This is a genomic window from Pectobacterium sp. F1-1, assembly GCF_025643735.1.
GTDB classification, from domain to species: domain Bacteria; phylum Pseudomonadota; class Gammaproteobacteria; order Enterobacterales; family Enterobacteriaceae; genus Pectobacterium; species Pectobacterium colocasium.
Genome location: NZ_CP104733.1, coordinates 2,873,940 through 2,890,501, shown reverse-complemented (window position 1 = coordinate 2,890,501; position 16,562 = coordinate 2,873,940). Strand labels below are relative to the sequence as shown.

At 57.4% G+C, this 16,562-nt stretch carries 18 protein-coding genes and 1 pseudogene; 12 read left to right on the top strand and 7 right to left on the bottom strand.

The genetic code is table 11. The annotated features are described in order from the left end of the window. The first annotated feature begins 6 nt into the window (after positions 1-6). From NAL19_RS12735 to ccmI, 12 genes and pseudogenes are all read left to right on the top strand, one after another. Positions 7-1,881 carry a heme lyase CcmF/NrfE family subunit gene (locus NAL19_RS12735; RefSeq protein ID WP_263057551.1) on the top strand — a complete coding sequence of 625 codons (1,875 nt, stop codon included), beginning with the start codon at positions 7-9 and terminating at the stop codon, positions 1,879-1,881. Continuing rightward, positions 1,874-2,275, top strand: a complete 402-nt coding sequence (gene nrfF / locus NAL19_RS12730; RefSeq protein ID WP_225084951.1) for a heme lyase NrfEFG subunit NrfF — start codon at positions 1,874-1,876, stop codon at positions 2,273-2,275. Before NAL19_RS12735 ends, nrfF begins: the two co-directional genes overlap by 8 nt. After that, complete coding sequence (nrfG, locus tag NAL19_RS12725; protein ID WP_263057550.1) at positions 2,272-3,117, top strand: heme lyase NrfEFG subunit NrfG; 846 nt, start codon at positions 2,272-2,274, stop codon at positions 3,115-3,117. Before nrfF ends, nrfG begins: the two co-directional genes overlap by 4 nt. A gap of 191 nt (positions 3,118-3,308) precedes the next feature. After that, on the top strand, positions 3,309-3,941 hold the full coding sequence (gene ccmA, locus NAL19_RS12720; protein ID WP_263057549.1) for a cytochrome c biogenesis heme-transporting ATPase CcmA: 633 nt from the start codon (positions 3,309-3,311) through the stop codon (positions 3,939-3,941). Next, positions 3,929-4,585 (top strand): heme exporter protein CcmB, encoded by a 657-nt coding sequence (gene ccmB, locus NAL19_RS12715; protein WP_010305762.1) that lies wholly within the window; start codon positions 3,929-3,931, stop codon positions 4,583-4,585. The genes ccmA and ccmB overlap by 13 nt, the downstream gene beginning before the upstream one ends. A gap of 66 nt (positions 4,586-4,651) precedes the next feature. Further along, a complete protein-coding gene (locus tag NAL19_RS12710) occupies positions 4,652-5,392 on the top strand; it encodes a heme ABC transporter permease (protein WP_225084948.1) in 741 nt (246 codons plus the stop codon). Further along, on the top strand, positions 5,389-5,610 hold the full coding sequence (gene ccmD / locus NAL19_RS12705) for a heme exporter protein CcmD (RefSeq protein WP_225084947.1): 222 nt from the start codon (positions 5,389-5,391) through the stop codon (positions 5,608-5,610). The genes NAL19_RS12710 and ccmD overlap by 4 nt, the downstream gene beginning before the upstream one ends. Further along, positions 5,607-6,089 (top strand): cytochrome c maturation protein CcmE, encoded by a 483-nt coding sequence (gene ccmE / locus NAL19_RS12700; protein ID WP_225084946.1) that lies wholly within the window; start codon positions 5,607-5,609, stop codon positions 6,087-6,089. Before ccmD ends, ccmE begins: the two co-directional genes overlap by 4 nt. Continuing rightward, the gene (locus NAL19_RS12695; protein WP_263057548.1) at positions 6,086-8,041 is read left to right on the top strand and encodes a heme lyase CcmF/NrfE family subunit; all 1,956 of its coding nucleotides are present in this window, start codon (positions 6,086-6,088) and stop codon (positions 8,039-8,041) included. Before ccmE ends, NAL19_RS12695 begins: the two co-directional genes overlap by 4 nt. Beyond that, positions 8,038-8,594, top strand: a pseudogene (locus tag NAL19_RS12690) (DsbE family thiol:disulfide interchange protein). Before NAL19_RS12695 ends, NAL19_RS12690 begins: the two are co-directional and overlap by 4 nt. Further along, positions 8,591-9,049, top strand: a complete 459-nt coding sequence (locus NAL19_RS12685) for a cytochrome c-type biogenesis protein CcmH (protein ID WP_225084944.1) — start codon at positions 8,591-8,593, stop codon at positions 9,047-9,049. Before NAL19_RS12690 ends, NAL19_RS12685 begins: the two are co-directional and overlap by 4 nt. Then, complete coding sequence (gene ccmI, locus NAL19_RS12680) at positions 9,046-9,915, top strand: c-type cytochrome biogenesis protein CcmI (protein ID WP_263057547.1); 870 nt, start codon at positions 9,046-9,048, stop codon at positions 9,913-9,915. The genes NAL19_RS12685 and ccmI overlap by 4 nt, the downstream gene beginning before the upstream one ends. Positions 9,916-10,575: 660 nt before the next feature. On the opposite strand, the gene napC is transcribed toward ccmI, so the two are convergent. The 7 genes from napC to napF are packed head-to-tail and all read right to left on the bottom strand — an operon-like array spanning position 10,576 to position 16,520. Further along, positions 10,576-11,178: a cytochrome c-type protein NapC gene (gene napC, locus NAL19_RS12675; protein ID WP_129706122.1), complete on the bottom strand. Its 603-nt coding sequence runs from the start codon at positions 11,176-11,178 to the stop codon at positions 10,576-10,578. Between the two features lie 8 nt (positions 11,179-11,186). Further along, the gene (gene napB, locus NAL19_RS12670) at positions 11,187-11,588 is read right to left on the bottom strand and encodes a nitrate reductase cytochrome c-type subunit (RefSeq protein ID WP_411561433.1); all 402 of its coding nucleotides are present in this window, start codon (positions 11,586-11,588) and stop codon (positions 11,187-11,189) included. A gap of 47 nt (positions 11,589-11,635) precedes the next feature. Then, positions 11,636-12,499, bottom strand: a complete 864-nt coding sequence (gene napH, locus NAL19_RS12665; protein WP_263057545.1) for a quinol dehydrogenase ferredoxin subunit NapH — start codon at positions 12,497-12,499, stop codon at positions 11,636-11,638. Continuing rightward, positions 12,486-13,178: a ferredoxin-type protein NapG gene (gene napG / locus NAL19_RS12660; protein ID WP_411561397.1), complete on the bottom strand. Its 693-nt coding sequence runs from the start codon at positions 13,176-13,178 to the stop codon at positions 12,486-12,488. Before napG ends, napH begins: the two co-directional genes overlap by 14 nt. A 5-nt stretch (positions 13,179-13,183) precedes the next feature. Continuing rightward, complete coding sequence (gene napA, locus NAL19_RS12655) at positions 13,184-15,670, bottom strand: nitrate reductase catalytic subunit NapA (RefSeq protein WP_263057544.1); 2,487 nt, start codon at positions 15,668-15,670, stop codon at positions 13,184-13,186. Beyond that, entirely contained in the window at positions 15,667-15,987 is a 321-nt protein-coding gene (gene napD / locus NAL19_RS12650; protein WP_263057543.1) for a chaperone NapD, read from the bottom strand. Before napD ends, napA begins: the two co-directional genes overlap by 4 nt. Next, positions 15,984-16,520: a ferredoxin-type protein NapF gene (gene napF, locus NAL19_RS12645; protein WP_225084936.1), complete on the bottom strand. Its 537-nt coding sequence runs from the start codon at positions 16,518-16,520 to the stop codon at positions 15,984-15,986. The genes napD and napF overlap by 4 nt, the downstream gene beginning before the upstream one ends. Between the last annotated feature and the right edge of the window lie 42 nt (positions 16,521-16,562).

Genomic DNA, 16,562 nt, shown 5'->3' with positions numbered 1-16,562 from the left:
CTGTTGATGTTGTTATTGCCAGAATGTGGGTATGTGGCGCTGTTGCTGGCGGTGTGCGTCGGTGTGGCGCTGGTGTTGCTGACATTTTCAGGCTACTCCCTGCGCTGGTCGGGCACTTACCGACTGGCGCGATGCTGGACGCTGGTGCTGTTTGGTCTGGTGCTGTTCGCGTTTGTCGCGCTGACGCTGAGCGTGGTGCAGGATGATTTCTCCGTTAACTACGTCGCCCAGCATAGCCATCGTGATTTACCGCTGGGGCTAAAAATGGCGGCGGTCTGGGGCGGGCATGAAGGATCGCTGCTGCTGTGGTTGTTATGTTTAACTGGTTGGAGCGCCGCGTTCGCCTGCCGCTATCGTAAGGCGACGAGCGATCTCTTCCCGCTGACGCTGGCGGTGCTGGCCGTAATAGCGACCGCGCTGCTGGTGTTCATCGTCTTTTTCTCCGATCCCTTTGTGCGTCTCTTCCCGCCTGCGGTAGCGGGGAGGGATCTCAACCCCATGCTGCAACACATTGGCCTCATCCTCCATCCACCGTTGCTCTATCTGGGTTATGGCGGGTTAACCGTGAGTGCGGCACTGGCGTTAGCGGCCCTGATTCACGGTGCGTTTACGGCGCCAGTCGCCTGGATCTGCTGGCGCTGGACGCTGCCTGCATGGAGCCTGCTCACACTGGGCATCATCCTGGGATCGTGGTGGGCCTATAACGAACTGGGCTGGGGAGGATGGTGGTTCTGGGATCCGGTCGAAAACGCCTCGCTACTCCCGTGGCTAACGGCCAGCGCATTACTGCACAGTCTGTCTGTCACCCGCATGCGCGGTATCTTCCGCCATTGGTCGCTGATATTGGCGCTGCTGACGTTCATTTTATGCCTGCTGGGCACGCTGATTGTGCGCTCGGGGATACTGGTTTCCGTTCATGCCTTTGCTCTCGAACATGACCGTGCGGTGCCACTATTTATCCTGTTTGCCTGCTTGAGTATGGCGGCGCTGGCGGTTTATGGCTGGAGTGCCCAGCTTGTCCGCTCTGCTGCCCGTTTCTCCGGCTGGTCGCGGGAAATCGCGATACTGCTGGTGCTGCTGTTATTCAGCGCCGTCGCGCTGGTCGTGTTGCTTGGCACGCTTTACCCGATGATCTACGGGCTGATGGGGTGGGGGAAAATCTCCGTGGGCGCGCCCTATTTTAACCGTGTGCTCTTGCCCTTCGGCGGGGTGATGCTGTTGCTCATTGGGATAGCGGTAGGTGGCTATTGGAAACGTAGCGCACGGTGGCCTGTCCGGCGCTTATTCATGACGCTGGCGGTCGGCGTCGTCACCATGCTGGTCTTATGGCCGTATGGGTATGCCGTCGCACTGGCTGCGGGTTTGATCGGCTGGGTCATGGCCGCGCAGTGGTTGCAGCCGCTGTCGGCGATACGTCAGCAGCTTCCTGCATTGTTGGCGCATACGGGCGTGGCGCTGTTTGCTCTGGGGATTACATTTTCTGCGGGCAGCAAGCAGGAAATCAGCGTCAACGTGGGGCAGGGAGAACAGGTCACGCTGGGCGACTACCAATTTCGCTTTTTACAGCTGGATTTAGTGGCCGCGCAGAATTACACCGCAGAGCAGGCCGTGATTGCGATTTATCGTGGCAACTCGCCAATCGCCAGCGTTATGCCGGAGCGCCGTTATTACAACGCACGCAAACAGCAGATGATTGAACCGGGCATTGCCTGGGGGCCGATCAGGGAATGGTATGCCGTGATGGGAGAGAAAACCGGCGAAAACCGCTATGCGATGCGTTTCTATGTGCAAACTGGCGTCCGCTGGGTGTGGGGCGGCGGCCTGTTGATGGTGGCGGGCGCACTGCTGGGGTGGTTCAGAGGGCGAAGAGCGTATGACTAAACACATTGTGTTTCTTCTTATGCTGCTGGCGTTTTCTGTGCAGGCTCAGGTGGTGGATACCTGGGTGTTTGCCAGTCAGGCACAGCGTCAGGACGCGATGGCGATTGCTGGCGAATTGCGCTGTCCGCAATGTCAGAACCAGAGCCTGTTGGAATCGAATTCGCCCGTCGCGGTCAGCATGCGCCATGAGGTCTTTTCCATGGTGGCGCAGGGCAAGGACAAGTCAGACATTATCGCCTTTATGAATCAACGCTATGGCGATTTTGTTCAGTACAACCCTCCGATGAAAATGCAAACCAGCATCCTCTGGCTCACGCCGCTGCTGTTGCTGTTAGCGATTGCCGTTATCGCGTGGCGAGTGATTCGACAACAGAATCGGGGAGGACGCCAATGAGCCTGTTAAATCTAAACCTGTTAACTATCGTGTTCATCGTTACCGCGAGTGTCGCGCTGGTTGCTGGGCTATTGTGGCCGCTGTTGCCCCAGCGTAAACCGGAGGGGGAAGACAAGCTATCGTGTGTAGCCGAGCGCCTCTGGCAGTTTCAGAGCGAGCAGGCAGGGAACCACCTCTCCGAACATGAGGCAAAGCGGTTGAGTCGTGAGCTGATTCATGACTTGCCGTTAGCGCCATCTCCGCCCGCCGTGCCGCGTCCGATGCCCATCCTCGCTGTTGTCGTCGCGATCGTCGCTATTTTAGTGAGCAGTGGAGCCCTTTACGCGTTGAGCCAGCGCGGGGCGCTTGTTCAGGCGGAACGCCAGCGGCTGGCCGATCCGCTACACGATTTTAGTGCCGCGCAGCAGCAGGAAAAGCAGCTTGCTGCCTTGCAGGGCAACATTCGTAAAACGCCGGGCGACAGCGTCCTCTGGGCTGAACTGGGTGAATATTATCTTTACCGCAACGCGTATGACAACGCGCTGCGCGCCTATCGGCAGGCGATTGCGCTGAGGGACGATAGCGCGGAGCTGTATTCAGCACTGGCGACAGTGCTGTATTACCAGGCGGGTCAGAGCGTCACGCCATCGATGCAGGAAATGGTCGATAAAGCGCTGGCGCTGGATGCCAATGAAGTGACGGCGCTGATGCTGCTGGCGTCTGATGCGTTCCTGAAAGCGGACTATGCGCGCGCGATTACGCTTTGGCAGCGCCTGCTGGATACCTACAGCCCGCGGCTCAATCGTGCTCAGTTGATCGAGGCGATCAACACGGCAACGCTGCTGAAGCATAGCCAGAAATAGTGGGTGATTCCCCCTCTGTTCAGCGGTGCCTGCACGACTTTTGACGCCGTCATAGTGACGAAGCTAACCGGAATCACCGATTTTATTGATCTCAATAAAAGAGATTAACTCTTTAGGGTTACGGCCCCCAAGAGGGGGAGTAAGGGCACCATGTTATTCTATAGCCACTGAGAAAGTAGGAGTATACCCCGATGTTAGAAGCGCGCGACGTGGTTTGCATACGCGATGAGCATGTGCTGTTCAGCGCGTTGTCGTTTACGGCAAGCCCCGGAGAAATGGTGCAGATTGCCGGCGCTAACGGCGTGGGTAAAACGTCGCTGTTGCGTATTTTAAGCGGCCTGGCGACGCCAGAATCGGGGGAAATCTGCTGGCGGGGGCAACGCATTAATCGTATGCGCGAGCAGTTTAACCAGCAGCTTCTGTGGTTAGGCCATCAGCCGGGTATCAAGAGCGTCCTGACCGCTGAAGAAAACCTGCGCTTTTTCTATCCGCAACACCATCAGGATGCACATTGGCAGGCGCTGGCTGCTGTCGGGCTGGCAGGGTATGAAGACGTGCCCGTGGCGCGTCTTTCGGCAGGGCAACAGCGGCGCGTCGCGCTGGCGCGCTTGTGGCTTACCGACGTCCCGCTGTGGATTCTGGATGAACCGCTTACCGCGCTTGATGTGGCGGGCGTCGACATGCTGACACAACGTATGGAACACCATATTGCGCGCGGTGGCATCATCATTTTAACCACCCACCAGCCGCTGCGTCCGTTCGCTCAGGCTATTCGCTGTATCCCGCTTACGCCGAGTGAGGGAGCACCATCATGCGGCGTCTGATTGCCCGAGAGCTGCGCGTCGCGTTGCGCAATAACGCGGAAATCCTCAATCCGCTGTGGTTCTTCCTGATCGTCATCATTTTGTTCCCTCTGGCCATCGGGCCGGAGCCGCAGCTCTTAATGCGTGTCGCGCCGGGCGTGGTGTGGGTCGCGGCGCTGCTCGCTTCGCTGCTGGGGATGGATCGCCTTTTCCGCGATGACTATCAGGATGGCTCGCTGGAACAGCTGACGCTGTTGCCGTTGCCGCTGCCGTTAGTGGTGCTGGCGAAAGTGGTGGTGCACTGGATGGTCAGCGGGCTGCCGCTGTTACTGCTTTCTCCGCTGGCGGCGCTGTTGTTTGGGCTGGACAGCCACGGCTGGTGGGTGATGGCGTTAACGCTGTTGCTCTGCACGCCCACGCTCAGTTTTCTGGGTGCTATTGGCGCGGGATTAACGGTCGGGCTGCGCCGCAGCGGCGTGTTGTTAAGCCTGCTGGTCTTGCCGCTCACCATACCGCTGTTGATTTTTGCGACGGCGGCGGTCGAGGCCGCGATGATGCAACTGCCGGTCGGTGGGTATCTGGCGATCCTTGGTGCCTTTCTGGCAGGCAGCGCCACCCTGAGTCCGTTTGCCACGGCGGCGGCATTGCGGGTGAGCATACAATAATTTTCCGATCTCAGGATCGCATTCATCGTCCCGTTGGGATGAGTTTTAGCAGAGTGAGCACACGTTATGTTGAAAAAGCACTATCAGCTTACGCAGCCGGATCGCCTTTATGGCCTGTGCGGCAGGCTTATCCCTTGGTTTGCCCTGCTTAGCGCCGCGCTGCTGATCGGCGGTTGTCTGCTAGGATTTGGGTTTGCGCCGGCGGATTATCAGCAAGGGCAAGGGTATCGCATCATGTACCTGCACGTGCCAGCAGCCGTGTGGTCGATGGGCGTCTATGCCGTGATGGCGATGTTTGCGCTTGTCGGGATGGTTCGGCAGTCCAAAACAGCAGAGCTTGCCGTGGCGGCGATGGCACCGGTCGGCGCGATATTTACCTTTATTGCGCTGACCACGGGGTCTACCTGGGGCAAACCGATGTGGGGAACCTGGTGGGTCTGGGATGCACGCCTGACGTCGGAACTCGTTCTGCTGTTTCTGTACGTGGGCATCATTGCGCTCTACAACGCGTTTGACGATCGCCGTCTTGCCGGTCGTGCGGCGGCGATTCTGGTGCTGGTTGGCGTGGTGAACTTACCCATCATCCATTTCTCGGTCGAGTGGTGGAATACCCTGCATCAGGGATCGACAAAAATGCAGAAAACGATCGATCCCGCCATGCGTCTTCCACTGCGAATCATGATGTTAGGATTCATGAGCCTTTTCGTGACGTTGTCACTCATGCGTTTGCGTAACCTGATACTGGAGCAGCAGCGCCGCGCGCCCTGGGTTGCGGCGTTGGTCAATAAAGGAGGAGTCGCACGATGAACATCGCGTTCACAAGCTGGCAGGATTTCTTTGCGATGGGTGGCTATGCCTTTTACGTCTGGCTGGCCGTGGTACTAACGCTGTTACCGCTGAGTGCATTGATCGGGCATACCCTCTGGCATCGCCGCACATTGCTGAATGATATACGCCGCCAGCAGGCGCGCGAGCAGCGCAAGAGTACGGCCCGTCAGTCGGAAACGATGGAGGTGGTGCAATGAGTGCCCCGCGTAAAACCCGCCTCTATGCAATTTTGGCCGTCATTTGTGGCGCGGTGTTGACGATTGCGTTGACGCTCTATGCGCTGAGTTCAAATATTGACCTCTTTTATACGCCCAGCGAAATTCTTTACGGCAAGAACGAAACGCAGGAAAAACCGGCGATCGGGCAGCGCTTGCGTGTCGGCGGCATGGTGATGCCAGGCAGTGTGCACCGCGACAGCCAAAGTCTGGAAGTCCGCTTCACCGTTTATGATGCTCAGGGTTCAGTGGATGTGACTTATAACGGGATGCTGCCAGATTTGTTCCGCGAGGGGCAAGGGGTGGTGGCGCAGGGCATTCTGGACACCGACGATCATATTATGGCGAAAGAAGTGCTGGCCCGACATGATGAAAACTACACGCCACCGGAAATTAAAGCGGCGATGGAAGGACAGCACGGTCATGCGCCGGCGGCGACCACTGAGGGTAAACGGTTATGATGCCTGAAGTGGGCAATTATCTGCTCTGTCTGGCGCTGGGTGTCGCGCTGTTGCTTAGCGTGTATCCGCTGTGGGGCGCATCGCGTCAGGATACCCGCCTGATGGCCTTGGCGCGTCCGCTTGCCTGGGCGCTGTTTGCCTGCATTTTGGCGTCTTTCCTCGTGTTGGTGCATGCGCTGGTGATTAATGATTTCACCGTCCTTTACGTGGCTAACAACTCGAACCGCGCGTTACCGGTATGGTATCGCGTGGCGGCAGCGTGGGGCGCACATGAAGGGTCGCTGCTGCTCTGGGTGCTGCTGATGAGCGGCTGGACCTTCGCCGTGGCGGTATTCAGCCGGGGAATGTCGTTGGATGCGGTCGCGCGCGTGCTGGCTGTCATGGGAATGATAAATGTCGGCTTCTTGCTGTTCATCATACTGACGTCGAATCCCTTTACGCGTACGCTGCCGGACTACCCGATTGACGGGCGCGATCTCAACCCGCTGTTGCAGGATGTCGGGTTAATCTTCCACCCTCCCTTGCTCTACATGGGCTATGTCGGGTTTTCCGTGGCGTTTGCGTTTGCCGTCGCTTCGCTGCTGGCTGAGCGACTGGACAGCGCATGGGCACGCTGGTCGCGACCGTGGACACAGGCCGCCTGGTCGTTCCTGACGTTGGGTATCGTACTCGGTTCGGGCTGGGCCTATTACGAGCTCGGCTGGGGCGGCTGGTGGTTCTGGGATCCGGTAGAGAATGCGTCATTGATGCCGTGGCTGGTGGGCACAGCGCTGTTGCACTCGCTGTCAGTCACCGAAAAGCGCGGCAGCTTCAAGGCCTGGACGGTACTGCTGGCTATCGGCGCGTTCTCGCTCTGCCTGCTGGGGACGTTTCTGGTACGTTCCGGCGTATTGGTATCGGTGCACGCGTTTGCCTCCGATCCGGCGCGCGGCATGTTTATTCTCGCGTTTCTGGTCATTGTCATCGGCGGTTCTTTGCTGCTGTTTGCCATCAAAGGCAACCGGGTACGGGCGCGGGTAACGAACTCGCTCTGGTCGCGTGAGACTTTCCTGCTCGTCAATAACCTGATCCTGATAGCGGCCACGCTTGTGGTACTGCTGGGAACGCTGCTGCCGCTGGTGCATAAGCAGTTGGGTTTAGGCAGCATCTCGATTGGTGCACCGTTCTTCAACACCATGTTTACCCTGTTAATGGCACCGTTTGCCTTACTGCTGGGCGTAGGGCCGCTGGTTCGTTGGCGGCGCGATGAGCCGCAGAAGCTGCGTAAGCTGCTGCTGATTGCACTGGCCGTGACCGCCGCGCTGTCGCTGCTGCTGCCGTGGCTGTTACAGGATTCCCTTGTTGCCATGACGGTGGTTGGTCTGTCGATGGCGCTGTGGGTGTTCTTTTTAACGGTGTTCGAGCTGCATACCAGTTCCACCCGTCGTCATGGTCTGCTGCGCGGTTTGACCACGCTCTCACTGAGCCAGTGGGGCATGGTGTGTGGTCATATTGGGCTGGCGGTGACGGTCGTCGGGATCGCCTTTAGCCAGAATTATAGCGTTGAGCGGGATGTGCGGATGCGGGTGGGCGACAGTATTCAGATCCACGATTACCGTTTTACGTTTCAAGGCGTGCGTGATGTCGTGGGGCCGAACTGGCAAAGCGCTAAAGGAACGATTGAGGTGACGCACAACGGCAAATCGGAAGCGACACTGAAGGCGGAAAAACGCTTTTACAACACCAGCGGCGCGATCATGACGGAAGCCGCCATTGATGCGGGTGTGACGCGCGATCTTTACGCCGCCTTGAGTGAAAAGCTGGATGACGGGAGCTGGGCGATACGGCTGTATTACAAACCCTTTGTCCGCTGGATTTGGTACGGCGGCGGGCTGATGGCGTTAGGCGGCATCCTGTGCATGTTCGATCCGCGCTATCGCCTGCGCCGCGCTGTTCGGGAGGCATCATCATGAGCCGCAAAATCTTGTTAATCCCGCTCGTCCTGTTTTTACTGCTGGCGGTGGCCTTGCTGTGGCAACTGGTGCGCAACAGCGACGGTGACGATCCGATGAGGCTGGAGTCGGCTCTGATTGGTAAACCGATTCCCGCATTTCGTCTTGAATCGCTGGATCAACCGGGAAAGGTCTATAACCAATCTGAACTGAGCGATGGCAAACCGCTGCTGCTGAACGTCTGGGCGACCTGGTGCCCGACGTGCCGTGCCGAGCATCAATTTCTCAACACGCTGGCGGCGCAGGGGATTCGCGTCGTAGGCATGAATTATAAAGATGAACGCCCAAAGCGGTGGAGTGGTTGAAGACGCTAGGCAACCCCTATGCAATGAGCCTGTTTGATGGTGATGGCATGCTGGGGCTGGATTTGGGCGTGTACGGCGCACCGGAAACCTTCCTGATCGACAGGAAAGGCATCATTCGCTATCGCCACGCAGGCGATCTCAACATGCAGGTGTGGCAAGAAACGCTGCAACCGCTGTGGGAGAAATACAGCAAGGAGGGGGGCGCATGAAAGTGCTGAGTTTCCTTGGTGCATTGCTGCTGTCGTTCAGCGTACTGGCGTCCTCCGAGGTACTGCGTTTTGACAACGACACGCAGGAGCAACAGTTTCGTGAATTAACCATGCAACTGCGCTGCCCGAAATGCCAAAACAACAGCATTGCCGATTCCAATTCGATGATTGCCTCGGATATGCGGCAGAAAGTGTATGAGCTGATGCAACAGGGGCAAACGAAAGAGCAGGTTGTCGATTATATGGTGGATCGCTACGGTTACTTTGTGACGTATGAACCGCCGATCACGCCTTTCACTATCCTGCTATGGCTGCTGCCTGCGCTGTTTCTGGCTGCGGGGGCGTGGATGATTATTCGGCGTGCACACCGCATCCGAAGCGCCAAAGAACCCATGAGCGAACAGGATAAAAAGCGTTTGCAGACGCTGTTGGGACGTGAGGAGAAATCGGAATGATGCTACTGACTGCAACCATTGTGCTCTCGCTGATGGCGCTTTCTGCGCTACTGCTTGCACCGTGGTCGTCACGGGGCGAATACGATCGCGATGCGATCAATCAGGCGCTGTATCGCGACCATCTGCGTGAGCTGACTGCGGATGTGGCCAATGAGCAGGAGCGCGCTCAACTGGTTGAAGAACTCCAGCATACGCTATTGCAGGATATTCCCGACGGCGCGAAGGCACAGCAGCGTCCGCTAAACCGCAGGATTTTGCTGCCGGGCATGCTGTTGCTGGTGATGGTCAGCCTCGGCGTATTTTGGAAGACGTCTGCGGTTAAGCGGGTGCAGGAATTGCAGCAGGTTGTTGCGCTAACGCCTGAACTCATGACGCGAGCATTAGATCCTGACGCGGAACCGCTGACTCTTGAAGAGGTCGCACGTCTCGGTTTGGGGCTGCGTAGTCAACTGGAAGCCCAGCCAGACAATCCACAAGACTGGTGGATGTTGGGGCGCATTGCGGGATTACTGAACAACTACGACATGTCCGTGCAGGCGTTTGCCAGGGCGTTCCAGCTCGATCCGAAAAACACGGATCTGGCGCTGGATTATGCCGATCTGCTGTCGCGCTCCACCGACCCGCGTGATAGCCAGCGCGGTGGTGACATGTTGCGTGAGTTGATGAATTCCGGTTCGACCAATGTCCGCGTGCTGAGCCTGTTGGCTTTCAATGCTTATGAAGCCCAGCGCTATCAGGATGCGATTAACGCCTGGGAAGCGATGTTGAAGCTATTACCGCAAAACGACACGCGCCGAGCAGTCATTGAGCGCAGCGTGGCACAGGCGAAAGCGTCAATGTCGGTGCAGGCGACCACCGGCAAGTAAGTTATCTTCATCTAAATAGTAAAAGGGCGATATCTATCGCCCTTTTGTTGTTTCTGTTGTTACAGTGCTTGCTGTTTCTATTGTTACGACGAAGGTTTCGTGCGCATTAAGAAGGGGCATTCTCTGCAACTCGCGTTGCACGCGCCCGACACGGGGCGGCTCAGTTGCCGTCGCCCCGTGACCCCTGGCTTTTCGCGGTAAATCGCGCCGCTTCGCGGTGCCTTCGGTGTTCATGCCCACTGTTCGGACCGCCTGCGACGCGCTCCCGACGCGGCGCAGGCTTTCGCGGCGTCCATGCCGCTCATCCGGCGGTCATGTACACCTCTGCGCGATTTTTTTACGCGAGCCAACCCCATAAAATCAAAAGACTGAACGTAGCACATCTTTATTTGTGAAGGGATTACTCCGCCTGCACGGAGGATTGCTGTGGACGGCCTTCATGTTGAAGGGGGGGCCGTCCTTATACCGTTCTATTTGCAGAATGAAAACGGGAGTAACGGAATAGAAGAGTAAAGCGTTTGCGCCAGGGATGGCGCAAGCCGAGCGTACATGGATGTATTCACAGCGTCTTTACGATCTATCCGTTACTCCCGCTCGACGGCCTTTGTCAGAAACGATAGGACGGCATACGCCGTCCCGAGTGTGACGAAGGGGGGGGGGTTATAACCCGCTTTTGACGCCGTGCATGTCCGGCAGTTTATGCGCGATGCCTTTGTGGCAGTCGATACAGGTTTGACCGAGTTTTATCGCTTCGCTGTGTTTTTCCGCTGCGACCGTTTTTTGCCCTGAAAAGTCCATATAGTCAACGTTGTGGCAGTTGCGGCATTCCTGAGAATTGTTATTTTTCATGCGCCGCCATTCGTTTTGCGCCATCGTCAGCCGATGTGCTTCAAATTTTTGTGGCGTATCGATGGTGCCCATTATTTTACCGTACAGCTCTTTACTGGCCTGAATTTTACGTACCATTTTGGGCACAAACTCATGCGGAACGTGGCAGTCTGGGCAGGTGGCACGCACGCCGCTGCGGTTGCTGTAGTGCGCGGTTTCCATATATTCCTGATAGACGGTATTGCGCATTTCATGACAGCTGATGCAGAACGCCTCGCTGTTACTCATCTCCATGCCTTTCTGGGACGTTGCCAGAAAGAAAATACCGCCCGCGAAGCCGATAATGAGCAACGTGCCCAGCGCCAGCCGGCTCGGGCGGCGCCACCATTGCCACAGCTGGCGCAACAACCGTCCTACTTTTCCTGGTTGTTTCATAGAAAACCTCACTGTCCAAAGCCTTTAGAAGGTGCAAAGGTGTTGCCGGTAATTGGCGCACTGTCCGCTTGCGGCACGTGGCATTGCAGACAGAAATGGCGTGCAGGGGCGACATTGCTCAGCACTTTGCCGTCTCTGTCGACAAAATGGGTTGGGCTGACGCGAGGGGCGCTGGTGGAACGATAATTCTCCACGCCGTGACACTGTAGGCAGCGGTTAAAGGTCGGGGTGACCTGATAGCCATCCACGCTATGCGGGATCATCGGTGGCTGGTTGACATAGTTGAGCGCCATACGTTCCTGCTGCTTTGGCATCCGGCTATTGCCCGGCTGCGTTGCGGCAACTTCCGGCGATTGGCTTAAATCAACCTGTGCAGTCGCTATCGCACTACCTATTATTGTAATGCCCATTATCGCCAGGGCGGTGATCCAGCGAAACCATCCCATTCTCAGGCTTTTCATGACTTTGCTCCCGGTTTCCATCTAAGGGTTATTTTAAAAACGTCTTCAGCGCAGACATCAATACAGCGTCCGCATGTTATGCAGTCTCGGTCAGTGACCTGTACCGGACTGTGTTTATCGAGCAAGGGCGCGCGCAGCACCTGTGGTTCTGGACAGACATGGAAGCAGTCCATACAGCGCGTACAGCGTTCACGCTCGGTGGCTTCCACCGCCAGCGCGCCTTTACCGCCGAGCACACCGTACAGCGCGCCAGTCGGGCACAGGTGTCCGCACCAGCCGTGTTCCACGACCAGCAAATCAAACAGAAACAGCGCCAGCAGCAACCAAATACCTGCGCCAAAGCCGAAAATCAGCCCGCGTCCCACCAATGAGACCGGGTTGACCCATTCCCACAGCAGCCCGCCCGTCAACGCACTTCCTGCCAGAATAAGCACCAGCAGCAGGTAGCGCAGATTACGGGGGAGCGTCGCCGAGGCGGTGATGCCAAAGCGACGACGTAGCCAGGCGGCGAAATCGGTGAGCGGATTAACAGGGCAGACCCAGCTACAGAACAGGCGCTTGCCTACCAGCGCATAGCTCAGCGCAATAATCAGCGCACCGACCAGCGCGAGCGTGGCGGGCAGATGACCGCTAGCCAGACTTTGCAGCACCATCAGCGGATCGCTAAGTGGCACGGTGTCGAACAAGCGGCTGGCGCTGTAGTTACCGTGCAGGATCCAGAACCCTAACAGCGGACCGCTGAGGAACATGATCAGCACCAGAGACTGCGTCAGACGACGCAATGCCAGCCAGCGGTGGCTGCGCCACCAGCCTTTTTTCGCCAGGGCTTCTCGTCCGGCGTCTTGCTTACGATTTGCCATCGCGTGCCTCCAGCCAACTGAAACGGTAGTGGTGTCCGAGTTCGCCTTTTGCCAGCGCGCGCGGCAACACCTTGATCGCAGGCTGTTCCAGCACGCAGGCTTTTTCACATTTGCCGCAGCCAGTACAGACATCGCTATGCACCGTAGGCAGAAAACGGGCGTGTTTTCCGGTTCGGGCATTGCGCTCTGGCTCCAGAGTGATGGCGCTATCGATGAGAGGACAGACGCGATAGCACACATCGCAGCGTAACCCCTGATAGTTCAGGCAGTTCTCCTGATCGAGCAGTACCGCTAATCCCATGCGGGCATCATCGATAGCGTCCAGCGGCTGTAAGGCACCGCTGGGGCAGGCGACCACGCAGGGAATGTCCTCACACATCTCACACGGAATATCGCGTGCGACAAAGTAAGGGCTACCAGCAGCGGGACCGGAGGCCAGCGTCGCCAGCTTCAGCGTGTCGTACGGACAGGCCTGAACACATTGGCCACAGCGTATGCAGGCACCGGAAAACGCCGCCTCAGACAGTGCACCCGGCGGCCGCAGCCGGAGTACGTCTGCCTGAGCGCGTCGCTGCTGAATGCCGAGAACCGTCACCGCTGCTGATAAGCCAGCAACGGCGCGGACGGCGTCACGCAGAAAGCGACGGCGAGCGGGTGATGAATTCTCCGGGCGTGCCATGTGCGCTATACCTTAGCCAGCTTGACGGCGCATTTCTTAAAGTCCGTTTCTTTCGACAGCGGATCGGTCGCATCCAGCGTCAGGACGTTGGTCATCTGTGCGGCATCGAAGAACGGCATATAGACCAGCCCACGTGGTGGCTTATTACGGCCGCGTGTCTCAACAATCGAGACGACTTCACCACGGCGCGAGATAATACGGACTTTCTCGCCGCGACGTAGATCGCGCGCTTTGGCATCCTGCGGGTGCATAAACAGCACGGCCTCGGGGAAGGCGCGGTGCAATTCGGGTACGCGACGCGTCATGCTGCCGGTGTGCCAGTGTTCCAGCACGCGGCCGGTGGAGAGCCAGAGATCGTATTCGTCGTCCGGCGCTTCTGCGGCAGGCTCGTACGGCAGCGCAAAAATAACCGCCTTGCCATCCGGTTTGCCGTAGAAACGGTAGGCTTCTCCCGCTTTGACGTAAGGATCGTGCCCTTCGCTGTAACGCCACTGTGTTTCCTTGCCGTCAACGACCGGCCAGCGCAGTCCGCGAACCTTGTGGTAGGTATCGAACGGCGCCAGGTCGTGACCGTGCCCGCGGCCAAACGCGGCGTATTCTTCAAACAGGCCTTTTTGCAGGTAAAAACCGAAGTCGCGAGATTCATCGTTCAACTGGTTTTCCGCTAATTCGCTGAGCGGGAAGCGCGTGGTGACATCGTTCGCAAACAGCACGTCGTAGAGTGTCTTGCCGCGGTAGGCTGGTTTCTGCGCCAGAAGTTCTTCCGGCCACACTTCCTCGATGGCGAAGCGTTTGGCAAAGCTGACGACCTGCCACAGATCCGATTTTGATTCGCCCGGTGCTTTAACCTGTTGACGCCAGAACTGCGTCCGGCGCTCGGCATTGCCGTAGGCACCTTCTTTTTCCACCCACATTGCGGTAGGCAAAATCAGGTCAGCGGACAAGGCGCTGATCGTTGGGTAGGGGTCGGAAACGACGATGAAGTTACGCGGATCGCGCCAGCCCGGCATACGCTCCTGATTGATGTTCGGGCCGGCTTGCATGTTGTTGTTGCACATCACCCAATAGGCATTCAGCGTGCCGTCCTTCAGCGCCCGATCCTGTGCGACGGCGTGCAGACCGATCTTTTCAGGAATTGTGCCTGTCGGTAATTGCCACAGCTTTTCCGCCATCGCGCGGTGTTTCTCGTTGGTCACCACCATGTCTGTTGGCAGGCGGTGGGCGAAGGTGCCGACTTCACGCGCGGTGCCGCAGGCAGAAGGTTGCCCGGTTAACGAAAATGGCCCGCAGCCCGGCTGAGAGATCTTGCCCGTCAGCAGGTGGATGTTATAAACCAGATTGTTCGCCCAGACGCCGCGTGTATGCTGGTTAAAGCCCATCGTCCAGTAGGAGATTACTTTTTTCTTCGGATCGGCATAGAGTTTTGCCAGCGCTTCCAACTGATCGGCGGGAACGCCGCTGAGCGCGACCGTTTTTTCCAGCGTGTAGTCGGCGACAAAGGCTTTGTATTCTTCAAAACTCATCGGTTCAGACGCATCGGAACCCGGATTTTTTGCCGCTTTTTCCAACGGATGTGTCGGACGCAGGCCATAACCGATATCGGTCACGCCTCGGCGCAGGTTCACGTGGCGGGTAAAGAAAGCCTCATTCACCGCATTGTTTTGGATAATGTAGTTGGCGATGTAGTTGAGAATGGCCAGATCGGTTTGCGGTGTAAACACCATGCCGTTATCCGCCAGTTCAAAACTGCGGTGCTGGTAAGTGGACAGCACGGCGACCGTGACATTGCTGTTCGACAGACGGCGGTCAGTAATACGCGACCAGAGAATCGGGTGCATCTCCGCCATGTTAGAACCCCACAGGACAAACGCATCGGTCTGCTCGATATCGTCGTAGCAACCCATCGGTTCATCCATACCGAAGGTACGCATAAAGCCGACGACCGCCGATGCCATACAGTGGCGCGCGTTGGGGTCAATATTGTTGGAGCGGAAACCCGCTTTGAACAGTTTGGCGGCCGCATAGCCTTCCCAAATGGTTGATTGCCCAGAGCCAAACATGCCTATCGCATTCGGGCCTTTTTCCTTCAGTGCGGTTTTGAATTTCTCCGCCATGATGTCAAATGCCTGATCCCATGAGATCGGAGTAAATTCGCCTTCTTTATCGAATTTGCCGTCACGCATACGCAGCAACGGTTGGGTCAGGCGATCCTGTCCGTACATGATTTTTGGCAGGAAATAGCCCTTGATACAGTTTAACCCGCGGTTAACCGGTGCTTCGGGATCGCCCTGACTGGCGACGATGCGGCCATTTTGCGTCCCTACCAACACACCACACCCTACGCCACAGAAGCGGCAAGGGGCTTTATCCCAGTGGATAGCATCCGACTGTTCGGTCACGGCACGAACCGCGGTGGGTATGGTGATGCCTGCGACCGCGGCTGCCGCTGCGACAGCGTTCGCCTTCATAAAGTGTCGTCGACTGAGTTTCATAGTATTTCCTCACCCTGAGCTTGTTGATCAAGAGGTTGTTCATCGAAAGCAAAAGATTGTTCATCAAAAGGCTGTTCATCAAGCTGGTGATAAACCAGCGAAACCGCCAGTACGCCTGTAAGCTCGCGTATTGACGCTATTTGCTTTAACAGCGTGTCTTCTGAATCTGACTCCAGTACCACGACCATTTTTCCGGTACCGCTATCGCTGGCACCCACTTCCAGATTGGGTTGCGTCGCTAACGTCTCGCTGACGGCCGCCATCTGCGCCGTATTGACGTGAACCACTACACTGCAAACATGCCAGACTGTGCTCATCGGTTTTCCTGTTGCGTCGGGAGACGCGTTGGCGCGGTGTGATATCCCGCGGTGATTTTTTTCATCGATAGGGCGCCGACAGGACACCCGGAAATGCAGGCGCCACAGGTGGTACAGGCGTCGTTGTCGATTGCCGGAGCCGCAACGCGTCCGAGGGCGGGACGAAACCGTATTGCCCCGGTTTCACACGCATCCTGACAGCTTCGGCATTCCACCTGATGTAGCGCTAAGCAGGTGTCCTGAATCGTCAGGTGGTATTCCCACGGCGTCGTGTGGCTCTCCGCGAACAGCGCTTGCGGACAGGCACGCGCGCAGTCGTAGCAGAACGTGCATTCGCCGCGCTGAAAGTCGATGGTGGGAAAACCGCCCGAACCGCGCTGAATAATCGCTGAACCGCAGGCCTCAACGCAGGCGTTGCAGCGCGTGCACTGGCTTAGGAACTGGCTTTCTGCACCGCTCCACGGCGGACGCAACGCGTTGTCTGCCCGCTGTAGGCCACCAGTCAGTAGGGAACGCCGGGAGAGGTTAGTCATGGCAGTTTTTCGCTCTGGCACGCAATGAAATATCCAATAAAA

Excerpts from the sequence above, each read along its gene's own strand:
- NAL19_RS12735 (WP_263057551.1), top strand. The coding sequence starts at position 7 with ATGTTGTTATTGCCAGAATGTGGGTATGTGGCGCTGTTGCTGGCGGTG.
- nrfF (WP_225084951.1), top strand. The coding sequence starts at position 1,874 with ATGACTAAACACATTGTGTTTCTTCTTATGCTGCTGGCGTTTTCTGTG.
- nrfG (WP_263057550.1), top strand. The coding sequence starts at position 2,272 with ATGAGCCTGTTAAATCTAAACCTGTTAACTATCGTGTTCATCGTTACC.
- ccmA (WP_263057549.1), top strand. The coding sequence starts at position 3,309 with ATGTTAGAAGCGCGCGACGTGGTTTGCATACGCGATGAGCATGTGCTG.
- ccmB (WP_010305762.1), top strand. The coding sequence starts at position 3,929 with ATGCGGCGTCTGATTGCCCGAGAGCTGCGCGTCGCGTTGCGCAATAAC.
- NAL19_RS12710 (WP_225084948.1), top strand. The coding sequence starts at position 4,652 with ATGTTGAAAAAGCACTATCAGCTTACGCAGCCGGATCGCCTTTATGGC.
- ccmD (WP_225084947.1), top strand. The coding sequence starts at position 5,389 with ATGAACATCGCGTTCACAAGCTGGCAGGATTTCTTTGCGATGGGTGGC.
- ccmE (WP_225084946.1), top strand. The coding sequence starts at position 5,607 with ATGAGTGCCCCGCGTAAAACCCGCCTCTATGCAATTTTGGCCGTCATT.
- NAL19_RS12695 (WP_263057548.1), top strand. The coding sequence starts at position 6,086 with ATGATGCCTGAAGTGGGCAATTATCTGCTCTGTCTGGCGCTGGGTGTC.
- NAL19_RS12685 (WP_225084944.1), top strand. The coding sequence starts at position 8,591 with ATGAAAGTGCTGAGTTTCCTTGGTGCATTGCTGCTGTCGTTCAGCGTA.
- ccmI (WP_263057547.1), top strand. The coding sequence starts at position 9,046 with ATGATGCTACTGACTGCAACCATTGTGCTCTCGCTGATGGCGCTTTCT.
- napC (WP_129706122.1), bottom strand. The coding sequence starts at position 11,178 with ATGAAACAACCAGGAAAAGTAGGACGGTTGTTGCGCCAGCTGTGGCAA.
- napB (WP_411561433.1), bottom strand. The coding sequence starts at position 11,588 with ATGGGCATTACAATAATAGGTAGTGCGATAGCGACTGCACAGGTTGAT.
- napH (WP_263057545.1), bottom strand. The coding sequence starts at position 12,499 with ATGGCAAATCGTAAGCAAGACGCCGGACGAGAAGCCCTGGCGAAAAAA.
- napG (WP_411561397.1), bottom strand. The coding sequence starts at position 13,178 with ATGGCACGCCCGGAGAATTCATCACCCGCTCGCCGTCGCTTTCTGCGT.
- napA (WP_263057544.1), bottom strand. The coding sequence starts at position 15,670 with ATGAAACTCAGTCGACGACACTTTATGAAGGCGAACGCTGTCGCAGCG.
- napD (WP_263057543.1), bottom strand. The coding sequence starts at position 15,987 with ATGAGCACAGTCTGGCATGTTTGCAGTGTAGTGGTTCACGTCAATACG.
- napF (WP_225084936.1), bottom strand. The coding sequence starts at position 16,520 with ATGACTAACCTCTCCCGGCGTTCCCTACTGACTGGTGGCCTACAGCGG.